Here is a 12,251-nt window from a genome sequence, read left to right on the forward strand (position 1 = left end):
CCCCCACCCCGGCCGCGAATCCCGCAAAACCCTCCGCTCCACCAAAGACTTCGCCCGCGAATGCGAAGAACTCCTCGAAGCAACCACCAAAGCCCGCGCCCTCGTCATCGCCGAATACCAAGCCGCCATCGAAGCAGCCCGCCAAGGCCGCTTCGCCCAGCTCCCCGTCGAGCGCCTCCGCGACCCCTACGGTGCCCGCTTCCCCCTCACCGCCCTCCAGCGCGCCGGCTTCACCTCCGCGACCGAAGTGCTCAACGCCTCCGCCGCCGACCTGTCCCGGGCCAAGGGCATCAGCCACGAGACGGCCGTGAAGCTCCACCGCGCCGCCGTCCAGCTCCGGGGTGACGTCGACAACGACTCCAGCATCCGTCTCGAACCCGGTCTCAGCGACAAGCTGGTCAGCGCCCTCTACGACTACGACCGCATCGAGCGCCTCGTCGGCCCGCTCCGCGCCCGCGCCGAGCAGTACCGCGACAACAGCGGCCGTCTCCGCTCCAGCGCCAACCCTCTCCGCGGCCGTCTGCGCTGGATCCTCACCGGCAAACAACGCAAGGCCGAGGCGGCCGAGGCTCTCAATACCCTGACCGACCTCCTCCAGGACCCCAAAAAGCAAGCGTTCCTCGAAGACCTCCGCCGCGCCCGCACCGCCGTCGCGGAGATCTCGCTCCCGCCGATCGCCACCATCTGGCGCGACTTCAACGAACGCTCCGCCGCCTACTACTCCGCCCTCGACGCGGTGGTCGGCGAGGACGTCGAGGCCACCACCGGGGGCGGCAGCCGCGACGTCGAGCTACCGCCCGACGTCGTCAAGGCCGTGGAGGGCCAGCCCCTCGACACCACGCTGCTGACCGCGACCCTGCGCCGCTACCAGCACTTCGGCGCCCGCTACGCGCTCGCCCAGAAGGCCGTGGTCCTCGGCGACGAGATGGGCCTGGGCAAGACCGTGCAGGCCATCGCCGCCATGGCCCACCTGGCCGCGAACGAGCGCCGCCACTTCTTCGTGGTGTGCCCGGCCAGCGTCATGGCCAACTGGGAGCGGGAGATCGCGAAACTCAGCTCCCTGACCACGTGGCGGCTGCACGGTGCCGAGCGCGAGAAGTCGCTGGCCGGTTGGGGACGCAAGGGCGGCGTCGCGATCACCACCTTCGAGACGCTCCGGGTGCTCGCGATCCCGGCCCGCATGCTCGGCATGGTCGTGGTCGACGAGGCGCACTTCATCAAGAACCCGGACACCGCGCGTGCCAAGAACGTCAGAACCCTGATCAAGCGCTCCGAGCACACGATCCTGCTGTCCGGCACGCCGATCGAGAACCGCGTCGCGGAGTTCACCGAGCTCATCGGCTATCTGCGCCCCGACCTCTCCGACGCCCTGGACCGCAGCGACGAGTCCGACGACCCGACGGCGTTCCGCCGCATCGCCGCCCCGGCCTATCTGCGCCGCAACCAGAAGGACGTCCTGAAGGAGCTGCCGGAGCTGGTCGCGGTCGACGAGTGGGTCGAGTTCACCGACGCCGACCGGCAGGCCTACACCGAGGCGGTCCTCGCCGGCCACATCATGTACGTCCGCCAGGCCGCCTATCGGGCCGGCGCGGCGGCGGCGAAGGCCCAGCGCCTGGTGGAGATCGTCGACGAGGCCCAGGACACCGGCCTCAAGGTGCTGATCTTCTCCTACTTCCGCGAGGTGCTGGCGACGGTCGAGCAGCTGCTCGGCGAACGCGTCGTCGGCCAGATCACCGGCGACAGCACGCCGGCGACGCGCCTGGACCTCGTCGACCAGTTCAGCCGCGTCGACGGGCACGCGGTGCTGCTGTCCCAGATCGACGCCGGCGGCACCGGCCTGAACGTGCAGGCGGCCTCGGTGGTGATCCTGTGCGAGCCGCAGTTCAAGCCGTCGACCGAGGACCAGGCCATCGCGCGGGCGCACCGCATGGGCCAGACCCGCGTGGTGCAGGTCTACCGGCTGGTGGCCAAGGACAGTGTCGACGACGCGCTGCTCGCCCGGCTCGGGGCGAAGGCACAGCTGTTCGACCGGTACGCGCGGCGCAGCGTCGTCGCGGACTCGTCCGCTTCGGCGATCGACGGGGAGCTCGCGACCGGTGGGGAAGCCGCGCTGGCGCGGGATCTCATGGCCGGCGAGAAGAAGCGGATCGGACTCCGCTAAAACTCGCAGCCGCAGCCCAAAACCCTCAAAGTCGCAAACAGCTCAAGCAGCTCGAACGGCTCAAACATCTCAAAACATCCAGAAACCGACCCCGATCAACACTGATCGATATCCATCCGTGGGCCCGGCTGGTCGCTGGTGGAGGTGGAGGTCTATCGGGAGCGTGGGGAGCGGGGGTCGCGGCCTGTGGTCAGCGGTGCGGAGGGGACTGGGAACAGACAGGGAGCGGAGCAGGGACGTGGGGCCATTACTTCCGCCGCCGGACGCTCACCATTACCCCGCAATTGGCCGCCGATTGCCTATCGGTTGGCAACCCGTTTCCGATCGGTTATCGCAGGCTCCGATCATCAGAACCGGAAGACAGCAACGACCGAAGGAGCACGGAATGAAGTTCGGCAAGCGGGGACGCGTCGGCCTGGCCATCGGCGCGGTGGCGGCCGCCCTGACCGCCTCGGTGGCCCAGGCCGGCGCCGCCAACGCGACCTCCTACCTCGCGATCGGGTCCAGCGGCCCGGGCGTCTGGTGCGTGCAGGTCGGCCTGGACGCGACCGACAACGGCGACCTGTTCGTCGTGCAGGACGCGAAGTTCGGCCCCCTGACCCAGTCCGCGGTCAAGCAGTTCCAGGGCATCAACGGCCTGAGCCAGGACGGCATCGTCGGCCCGAAGACCGCCAACGCGCTGATGTGGGCGATCTGGTGGGACACCCGCCACGGCGGCAGCCCGTCGGTCAGCCCCTGGGGCTTCGACTCGCTGTCGTGCCCGTCGTACCTGCCGCTTTCCTAGACGCCGGCCGCCGCCGTACGGGTGGCGACGCGCTGTTCCGCCAGCTGATCGACTACATTCGCCACGTTCAGGATGCTGAATACCGACGCTGACGCCGACGCCGACGCCGACGCCGACGCCGACGCCGGGGACGTGGAAGGACGGAAATCGTGAGTTGGCTCGACTTCGTCGGATGGGCCGCGGCCGCAGTGCTGGTCTGGTCGTTGTTGCAGGCCAGCCAGGTCCGCTTCCGGGCCTTCAACCTGCTCGGCTGCCTGGTGCTGATCGTGTTCAACTGGGCGCTGGGGGTCTGGCCGCAGGTCGGGCTGAACGTGGTGCTGGCCGGGATCAACGGGTACTTCCTCTGCCGGCTGCTCGCGACCCGGCATGACGAGCGGACGTATCAGGTGGTCCCGGTCCGGGACGACGACACGTTCCTGGACCACGTGCTGCGCGTCCACGGCGACGACATCCGCGCCTTCAACCCCGGCTTCCGCCGGGAGACCGGCCCGGACCGCTTCGCGTATCTCGTCATGACCGGCGACGCGCTGGTCGGGGTGGTGCTGGTCCGGGCATTGGACGCGGACACGGCCCAGGTCGAGCTGGACTACGTGACCAAGCCGTATCGGGACTTCACACCCGGGGAGTTCGTCTACCGGTCCAGTCGGCTGTTCACCGACCAGGGGTTCCGCAAGGTTCTGACTCCGCCCGGAGAAGTCGCGCCGTACTACGACCGGATCGGGTTCAAGCGATCCGGTGAGTCGTTCGTGCTGGAGTACTGAGTAAAACGCCGCTGGCCGCCGGATCACCATCCGGCGGCCAGCGGCGTGCGGCCTCTCCACCTACAGGCAAATCAGCCCACTACATATGCCGTCCCCGTCCAGCCATCGCCCGCCGCCGCGCCGCCACCAGCAGCGTGCCGCACGCGACGCATCCGGCCGCCAGCAACACGAGCACCCCGACGTTGTAAGTACCAGTGGACGGCAGCTTCCCGTGCGGAGTCGTCGAGGGAGCAGTCGGCCTGGGCGTCGTCGGGACGCTGGTCGGCGTCACCGGCGTCGTGGTCGGCGTGGGCGACGGGGTGGGCGGCGGCGGATACGTGACCGGCACCACCACCACGCACGGCAGCGCCGACGCTGCCGGCGGTGCACAGATCGCGCCGGGGACCGTGGACGTCACGCCATTGCGCAGCTCCGCGTTCCCGGTCTGGGTGCCATGAACCGTCACCGAATACGTGATCGTGGCCGAGGCACCCACGTCCAACGGCCCCACCCACGTCAAAGTGCTGCCATTGACGATCGCCGTGCCGGACGAGGCGGTGACGTCGCCGTTATAGGTGGCGTCGTCGAGCACGGCGGTCAAATCGTCGCTGGCCCGGGCCCTGGTCAGCGCGAACGCGCTCTGGTTGGTGACCGTCAGGGTGTAGCCCACGTTGTCCCCGGGCAGCGCGGCGGTGGGCGTCGCGGTCTTGTTCAGCAGCAGATGCGCGGTCAGCTTCACCACCGGCACCTGGGCCGAGGAGGGGTTCGACGGCACCACCGTGTCGTCGGGGCCCAGGCCGTCGGCGTTCGCGGTGTTGGTGTAGGTGTCGTTCAGGCAGTCGTCGACGGTCAGGACGTGCGTGCCGGTGCACACCATCGAGGAGGTGGGCGAACCGGCCGGGCCGAGGGTGGTTCTCGGGCAGCTGATGTTCGTGACCGAGGGGTCGTGGACGGCCACGTTCGACAGCGTCGTGTTGCCGGTGTTGGTGACCAGGAACTGGTAGGTCACCGTGTCGCCGGCCTGGTAGGTGCGGCCCCGGTAGGTCTGCATGTCGTCGGAGCTGCTCGCGACCACGACGCCCGGGTCGACGACGGTCTTGACCAGGTTCAGGTGGTTCAGGTCGTTGACCGAGCTGACGGTGACGTTGCGGATCAGGTGGGTGTCGATCAGACCGCCGGTGGAGGAGGAGAACCCGAACTTGTAGGTCGGCGGCGCCTGGGTGTCCATGCGGTGGCTGAACACCGGCTGGTAGCCGTTGCCGTCCTCGAAGTCGATCTCGGCGGTGATCATCGGCAGCGGGTCCGGGCTCACGGTGATGCGCACCGTCCGCTCCGACGGCGTCGGGTCCGTGCCCGCGGCGCGCAGGCTGCCCGGCAGGGTGCTGCGAAAACCGGAGGGCTGGGAGGCGTCCGGCGCGATAGTGGAGGCCAGGAAGCAGTACCCGTCGATACCCTGGCCGGGTCCGCGCAGCGTCACCGAGTCCGGGACCTGGCTGGCCATCGGCACCGGGGACTGGTGGTCGGCCGGGCAGTTCAGGCCGCGCTGCTCGGCGTCGTTGACGAAGTTGCCGTAGGCGTCCAGGCCCAGACCCAGGTAGCCGCCGTCGACGCCGGGCGTCAGGTTGCGCTGCGCGTAGCCGAGCGAGCCGCCGTCGGCGCCGGCCATGGTGAGGTTGGTGGCGCCGTCGACGAGGAAGAAGCCGATGCCGTCGGCGCCGTTGCCGCCGTACTGGTACTGCTGGAACACCACCTGGAGGCCGCCGTTGCCGGGCAGCGGGCGGTTGTAGAGGACGCTGCCGACGTGGTAGTTCGCGTTGTCGGTGAGCTGGAGGTAGCCGGGGACGACGCCCGGGGTGGGAACCGGCGGCGTGGTCTGCTCGGGAAGGGAGCACGGGCCGAGGGTGGACTCGCCGGGCGGGGGCGAGGAACTGGCGCCGGTGAGGCAGGCAGTGTTGAGGGGGATGAAGCCTGGGTCCGGGACGGAGGAGCCGGTGAAGGTCTCGTCGAGGAGGACGGAGCCCAGGGGCGCTCGCGGGCGGGGTCGAGGCACGGCCCGCGGCGCCGCATGCGCAATCGGGTGCACCGCCGCCGGGTGCGCAGTCAGGTGCACCGCCGCCGGATGCGCAGTCAAGTGCACCGCCGCCGGATGCGCAGTCAAGTGCACCGCTGCCGGGTGTGCCGTCGAGTGCACTGCCGAGTGTGCCGTCGGATGCGCGGTCGAGAGCAGACTCGCAGGAACAGCCGGATGCGGGGCCGCAAGCGACGTCGGCAGCGGCGGCGCGGTCACCGCCGAAGCCGACGACATGAGCTGCGCCGTGGCCGCCAGACACACAACGGCGGCTGACCACCACGCCTTCCGCGTCCTGAGCCGGAGCCCCATCGCCACCTGATCCCTTCCGTCCGCCGTCGGCCGCGCGTCGACCGCCAGTGCGCGTCCGGGACGGTGGACCGGGCGGCCCGCCGACGTCCGCGGACGCAGGTGATCAGCACGCTAGGCGGACGGTGGGCCGGAGCCTGGTGAGCAAGGGCCGACACTCCGGCGGGTCACTGGCTTGGCGTAGCAGAGTGCGGCGGAGCACGGCAGGACCCATATGATCCGCTAAAGCAAGACTCCCGTCGCCCAGCCACCGGCCCCTCGGTACAGTCGGGCGATGCCCACGCTGAGACTTCTGCACGCCGACGACGCTCCGGCGGTTCTGGCGTTCGAGCTGGAGAACCGGGCGTACTTCGCCGCCACGATCACTGATCGCGGGGACCACTACTTCGAGCACTTCGACGACGGCTTCCGTGCGCGCCTGATCGAGCAGTACGCCGGCGTCTGCGCTTTCTACGTGCTCGTCGACGAGGACGGAGCAGTGCTCGGCCGCTTCAACCTCATCGACATCGAGGACGGCGGTGCGGTGCTGGGATACCGGGTCGCGGAGCGGGCCGGCGGTCGGGGCGTGGCGACGGCGGCGGTGCGGGAGCTGTGCCGGGTGGCCCCGGAGCGGCATGGGCTGCGGATGCTGCGGGCGGCAGTCGCGCAGGACAACCCCGCGTCCCGGAAAGTGCTGATGAACGCGGGTTTCGTCGGGGCGGGACCGGCCGACCCGAGCGAGCTCGGCGGGCAGACCGGGAGCCGGTATCGGCGTGATCTGATGGACGGCGCCACGTTCCCCCGGTCCCCGTGGACGACCAGCGACCACGACGGACCGGGGTAGACGGGTGTCAGCAGGCGGATACCGGCGGACGGGTATCAGCCCTCTGTCGACTCCAGGTACGCCATCGCCTCACCGGGCTCGTCGACGATGCGCACCAGGTCGTTCAGCGGCAGCGGCAGGAAGCCCTCGGCCTCCATCCGGCGGAACTGCTCCTTCAGGCCGTCGTAGAACCCGGCGGAGTTGAGAAGGACGACCGGCTTGTCGGTGTGCCCGTGCTTCTTCAGCTCCAGGATCTCGGTCGCCTCGTCGAGCGTTCCGGTGCCGCCGACCAGGATGACGACCGCGTCGGCCTTCTCCAGCAGCAGCTTCTTCCGCTCCGCGAGGTCCGCGGCGACGTACATCTCGTCCGCGTGCGGGCGCGCCTTGTCGGACAGGAACCCGACCGACACGCCGCACAGCTTGCCGCCGGAGTCATGGACGCCGTCGGCGACCACCTTCATCAGGCCGACGTCCGATCCTCCCCAGACCAGGGTGTGGCCGCCTTTGCCGATCCGTTCGGCGAGATCCCGGGCGGGGACGGTGTAGCGCTCGTCGAGATCGGCGGCGGAGAGGAAGACGCAGATACGCATGGCTTCACCGTACCTGTGCACGCTTCGTACACCTCGACTAACTCTGTGATCTCGCGCTCCGGAGCGAACCTGGTCCGCAGCGCCTCGGTGGCCGCTGACGTCAGCGCGGCGCGGTCGGCGACGAGGGCCGCGACGATGCCCTCATACAGCGCCGACGGGGAGCCGGCCGGGGAGACCAGCACCGCCTCGCGGCCGTCGACGACCATCTCGGGGATGGCCCCGACCGCCGTCGCGACCACCGGGGTGCCGGCGAGCATGGCCTCCAGGACCGCGTTCGGGCTGCCGTCGTGGATCGCGGCGTGCACGAACACGTCCATGCCGCGGATGTGCGCCACCGCCTCGGTACGGTCGATCGGCCCGGTGAGCACCACGCGGCTGCCCAGGTCGGAGGCCGTGACGGCGTCGAGCACGTCCGACTGCGCGTCGCCCCCGATCCCGCCGACCAGCACCAGGCGGGCGCGCGGATGGTCCTCGGCCAGGCGGGCGAAGGCGGCGATGAGCGTCTGCGCGGCCTTCTTGCCCCGGAACTTGGCGAGCGAGCCGATCACCGGCGAGCCCTCGGAGTGGCGGATGGTGCCCGGCAGGTAGGCGGCGGGGTCGATGCTGTTGAGGATGACCCGCCCGCGCGGTCCGCACCCGGTGAGGAGGTCGGCGCGGCGCAGCGCCTCGGAGCTGACGGCGGTGACGGACGTGGCGTGTTCCAGCGCCCAGCGGAGATGCGCGAAGCGGCTGCTGTGGAAGACATCGGCGTGGATGTCGTTGCCGCGAAGGCCGACGACGGCCGGGATGCCGACTTCGAGGGCCGCGTAGGTGGCGTGGAAGCCGGCGGTGGAGGCGTAGAGGCCGTGGACGAGGTGGTAGCGGTTGCGGCGGAGGAGGTCCACGAGGCCGAGGTGGGCGTGGAAGGCGCGCTCGGCGGGGAACGCGGAGGTGCTGAGCGCGCGCAGTTCGTAGCGGCGGACGCCGTGGTGGATGGCGGCGGGGGCGTCCGGATCGGCGTAGAAGTCCTGGTCATAGCTCCGACCGAGGTCGGGGCGGAGCATGATCAGGTCGACGGCGAACGGGGTGTGGCGGGAGAGCGAGCGAGCGATGCGCTGAGTAGAGGATTCGACGCCGCCGGGATTGGTGATGTCGCCGGTGACGACGAGAGCCAGGCGGGGATGGTCTGCGGGCACGGTCACTTGGGCTCCGGGCATCGGGGAGGGAAGTGACCGTCAGGGTACTGTTTTTCCAGGCCAGGGGAAGACCGGGAGGCCCGATCACGCACCCGATGACGGATATTGATCAGTAAGATCCAGCATTGCGCCCGCCGGAGATCGAATCGGTGAAGGCACGAAGAATGCTAGGCCACTACACCACAGCCGCGAACAGCCGCCGGGATTCGAACCCGGGCCTCCGGTTTGGGAGACCGAAGTATCCTTCGCCTGCGCACCCGGCGGGCACAACGGGTTCGACGGTACCGGGCCGGATCGGGGCCGGCGACCGGATTTCGCGCCCGGCGAGCCGTTTTCGGGCCGGGCGAGCGGATCTCGCGCCCAGTCACGGATGGCTCAGCAGCGCCGGGCAGCCCTTTTTGTAAGAAACCTGATACTCGAAGTGCCAGGGCTCGTTGGCGTAGCGCCGGCACAGCCCGTAGCCGCCGTGGGTCCGGGCGAGCCATTCGGCGGAGCTCGGCGGCGCTATGTCGAGGGCGATCCCCTGCACATGCGCCGACTCGTTGGGCGGCAAGGCGTGCAGCCGGGCCTCCCGCACCGATCCCGTCTGCTTGACCCAGCAGTCGTACACGCGCTGCTGATAGGCGTCGGAGCGGTAGCCGGAGTTGACCGTGAGCGTCACGCCGACCCGGGCCGCCGCGGCCTGGGCCGCGGTCAACGCGGCCCGGGTCGGGGGCGTCAGGCCCGAGACGGCCCAGGCGTCGTCCTCGGAGGTGGCGTGGTCGGTGTTGTCGCAGGACAGCTCGGTCTGCTCGGCGATGCGGTCGTGCAGCGTCCAGGCGGCGGTACCGGTGGCGGCGACCGCCGCCCCGGCGGTCAGCGCGACGGCCATGATGCGTCTCATGCAGCCAGATCACCAGGGCGGATGTGAATGTAGGGTGATCGATATCGCTCACCTGCCGCTCACATCGGATATGGCAGGCTCGTGGGGCGGACGGGTGTTCCGGTTGCGCGAACGAGGGCAAGGAGAGCTGACCGGTGCGCGTTCTGGTGGTCGAGGACGAGGTGATGCTCGGCGACGCGATCGCCGAGGGGCTGCGGCAGGAGACCTTCGCGGTCGACGTCGTGGGCGACGGGGCCGCGGCGCTGGAACGGCTGGCTGTGAACTCCTACGACGTGGTCGTGCTGGACCGCGACCTGCCGGTGGTGCACGGCGACGAGGTGTGCCGCCGGATCGTCGAGGGCGACGGCGGGGAGCGGGTGCTGATGCTGACGGTGTCCACCACGCTGGCCGAGCGCGTGGACGGCCTCAGCCTGGGCGCCGACGACTACCTGGCCAAGCCGTTCGCGTTCGCGGAGCTGGTGGCGCGGATCCGGGCGCTGGGGCGCCGGTCCCGGCCGGCCGTGGCGCCGGTGCTGGAGCGGGCGGGCATCCGCCTGGAGCCGCGGTACCGCCAGGTCACGCGGGACGGGCGGCACGTGGTGCTGGCCCGCAACGAGTTCGCGGTGCTGGAGGAGCTGCTGCGGGCGCAGGGCGCGCCGGTCTCGGCCGAGGAGCTGCTGGAGCGGGCCTGGGACGAGAACATCGATCCGTTCACGACCATCGTGCGGGTGACGATCCGATCACTGCGGCGCAAGCTCGGGGAGCCGGCCGTGATCGAGACGTTGACCGGGGTCGGATACGTGATCCGATGAGCGGGCCGACGATGAACGGACCGGCCATGAGCGGGCCGACAGCGAACGAGCCGACGGTGAGCGGGCCGACAGCGAACGGACCGACCATGAACGGGCTGAACGGGCCCAACGGGCCGAGCGGGCCAAGCGGGCCGACGATGAACGGGCCGCACCTGGGCGGGCCGACGGTGAACGCGCGCCAGCCGCAGCCGTGGCTCGGCGACCGGGTCCAGCCGGGCCATCGGTATTCGGGGCCCGGCGGCGCCCCGACCTCGACCCCGGCTTTGGCCCCGACCTCGACCCCGGCCCCGGCCCCGATCTCGGCCGATCTGAGCCTGGCCCCGAGCCTGCGCGTCCGGCTCGCGGCGGCGTTCGCGGCGTTGTTCTTCGGGCTGCTCGTGGCGGGGACCGCCGTGGCGGCGAACCTGTTCCTCGGCTACGACACCTACTCGATGCTGTTGCAGCTGCGCCGGATCGTGCTGATCGGCGGCGGCACGTTCCTGCTGGGCCTGGGCGGCGTCGCGGCGGCCGGCGGATGGTTCGTCGCGGGGCTGGTGGTCCGGCCGCTGGAGCAGCTGGCCGAGGTCGTGGACACGGTCACCGGCAGCCGGATGAACGTCCGCGTGGGGCATCTGCGCGGGCCGCGCGAGATCCGGCGGCTGACCACCGGCCTGGACGCGATGCTGGACCGCCTCGACGACGCCTTCACCGGGCAGGACCGCTTCATCTCGAACGCGGCGCACGAGCTGAAGACACCGCTGGTGATCAACCGGACGCTGGTCGAGGTGGCGATGAACCGCCCCGGGGCGCCGGACGCGGTGCTGCGGCTGGGCGAGAACCTGCTGGAGGTCGGCACCCGGCACGAGCGGCTGATCGACGCGCTGCTGATGCTGGCCCGCGCCGAGCAGGCGCCGGCCCTGCACGTGCCCGTGGACCTGGCCGAGCTGGTGGCGATGGACGCCATGCTGACCGTGGCCCGGGCCGAGGCGGTCCGGCGCCGGGTGCGGATGTCGGACGATCTGGAGCCGGCCGGGACCCGCGGCGACCCGGTGCTGCTGGAGCACGTGGTGCGGAACCTGGTCGACAACGCGGTGCGCTACAACGTCGACGGCGGCACGGTGCTGGTGCGGACCGGGCGGACGCCGAACGGCGCGGCGAGCCTGACGGTGGCGAACACCGGGCCGGTGATCGGCGCGCACGAGGTGCCGCTGCTGTTCGAGCCGTTCCGGCGGCTGACGGACCGGGTCGGGTCGGCGCACGGCAGCGGGCTGGGGTTGTCGATCGTGCGCGCGGTCGTGCGGTCGCACGGCGGGAGCCTGCAGGCGGTGCCGCAGCCGGAGGGCGGGCTGGCGGTCACGGTGTGGTTGCCAGGGTGGTGAGGGGAGCGGCATGGTGAGGATGCGAACGGTGGGGCGGCCGGGTCCCACGGGCCGGAGCTGAACAGAGAACGATCCCCGCGTACCGTTACGGGCAGGCTCGTTGGAAAGGACGTGCACCGTGGCTGGTGTTGTGTATCAGGATGCTACCTGTTTCTACCCGGGCGCCGATTCGCCCGCCGTGGACAAGCTGAACTTGGACATACCGGACGGGGAGTTCCTGGTGCTGGTCGGACCCTCGGGTTCCGGCAAGTCCACCGCGCTGCGCATGCTCGCCGGCCTGGAAGAAGTCTCCAGCGGCGGCATCTACATCGGCGAGCGGGAAGTCACCAACCTGCCGCCCAAAGACCGCGACATCGCGATGGTGTTCCAGAACTACGCCCTCTACCCGCACATGACCGTCGCCGAGAACATGGGCTTCGCCCTGAAAATCGCCAAGATCGACAAGGCCACGATCGCCAGGCGCGTGGAGGAGGCGGCCAAGCTCCTGGAGCTGACCGAATACCTGGGCCGCAAGCCCAAGGCACTGTCCGGCGGCCAGCGTCAGCGCGTCGCGATGGGCCGCGCGATCGTCCGCGAGCCGAAGGTCTTCC

Annotated in this window: 10 protein-coding genes and 1 pseudogene; 7 read left to right on the forward strand and 4 right to left on the reverse strand. The window is 70.5% G+C overall.

From position 1 onward, the window contains the following. From ABD481_RS45720 to ABD481_RS45730, 3 genes are all read left to right on the forward strand, one after another. Positions 1-2,161: DEAD/DEAH box helicase (locus ABD481_RS45720; protein ID WP_344672219.1), on the forward strand; the 2,161-nt coding region annotated here is incomplete at its 5' end. Positions 2,162-2,546: 385 nt separating this feature from the next. Next, positions 2,547-2,945, forward strand: a complete 399-nt coding sequence (locus tag ABD481_RS45725) for a peptidoglycan-binding domain-containing protein (protein ID WP_344672220.1) — start codon at positions 2,547-2,549, stop codon at positions 2,943-2,945. Positions 2,946-3,094: 149 nt separating this feature from the next. Then, a complete protein-coding gene (locus ABD481_RS45730; RefSeq protein ID WP_344672221.1) occupies positions 3,095-3,706 on the forward strand; it encodes a hypothetical protein in 612 nt (203 codons plus the stop codon). A gap of 79 nt (positions 3,707-3,785) precedes the next feature. Here ABD481_RS45730 and ABD481_RS45735 read toward each other — a convergent pair whose 3' ends face one another. Beyond that, positions 3,786-5,816, reverse strand: a complete 2,031-nt coding sequence (locus ABD481_RS45735; RefSeq protein ID WP_344672222.1) for a DUF7927 domain-containing protein — start codon at positions 5,814-5,816, stop codon at positions 3,786-3,788. A 520-nt stretch (positions 5,817-6,336) separates the two neighbouring features. Between ABD481_RS45735 and ABD481_RS45740 the strand changes: the two genes are divergently transcribed. Continuing rightward, positions 6,337-6,885 carry a GNAT family N-acetyltransferase gene (locus ABD481_RS45740; protein ID WP_344672223.1) on the forward strand — a complete coding sequence of 183 codons (549 nt, stop codon included), beginning with the start codon at positions 6,337-6,339 and terminating at the stop codon, positions 6,883-6,885. 35 nt (positions 6,886-6,920) lie between these two features. Here the strand turns inward: ABD481_RS45740 and ABD481_RS45745 are convergent, their stop codons facing one another. The 3 genes and pseudogenes from ABD481_RS45745 to ABD481_RS45755 all read right to left on the reverse strand — a co-directional run bounded on the left by ABD481_RS45745 (position 6,921) and on the right by ABD481_RS45755 (position 9,512). Beyond that, positions 6,921-7,454: an LOG family protein gene (locus tag ABD481_RS45745; protein ID WP_344672224.1), complete on the reverse strand. Its 534-nt coding sequence runs from the start codon at positions 7,452-7,454 to the stop codon at positions 6,921-6,923. Between the two features lie 134 nt (positions 7,455-7,588). Then, positions 7,589-8,650, reverse strand: a pseudogene (locus tag ABD481_RS45750) (glycosyltransferase); the annotation flags it as partial. 343 nt (positions 8,651-8,993) lie between these two features. Beyond that, positions 8,994-9,512, reverse strand: a complete 519-nt coding sequence (locus ABD481_RS45755; protein ID WP_344672225.1) for a D-alanyl-D-alanine carboxypeptidase family protein — start codon at positions 9,510-9,512, stop codon at positions 8,994-8,996. 134 nt (positions 9,513-9,646) lie between these two features. On the opposite strand from ABD481_RS45755, the gene ABD481_RS45760 reads away from it, so the two are divergent. From ABD481_RS45760 to ABD481_RS45770, 3 genes are all read left to right on the forward strand, one after another. Further along, on the forward strand, positions 9,647-10,303 hold the full coding sequence (locus ABD481_RS45760) for a response regulator transcription factor (RefSeq protein WP_344672226.1): 657 nt from the start codon (positions 9,647-9,649) through the stop codon (positions 10,301-10,303). Positions 10,304-10,329: 26 nt separating this feature from the next. After that, the gene (locus tag ABD481_RS45765) at positions 10,330-11,661 is read left to right on the forward strand and encodes a sensor histidine kinase (RefSeq protein ID WP_344672227.1); all 1,332 of its coding nucleotides are present in this window, start codon (positions 10,330-10,332) and stop codon (positions 11,659-11,661) included. Positions 11,662-11,779: 118 nt separating this feature from the next. After that, positions 11,780-12,251, forward strand: a 472-nt coding sequence (locus ABD481_RS45770; protein WP_344672228.1) for an ABC transporter ATP-binding protein, incomplete at its 3' end; no start/stop codon positions are given.

This window comes from Catenulispora yoronensis (genome assembly GCF_039531695.1).
GTDB lineage: Bacteria > Actinomycetota > Actinomycetes > Streptomycetales > Catenulisporaceae > Catenulispora > Catenulispora yoronensis.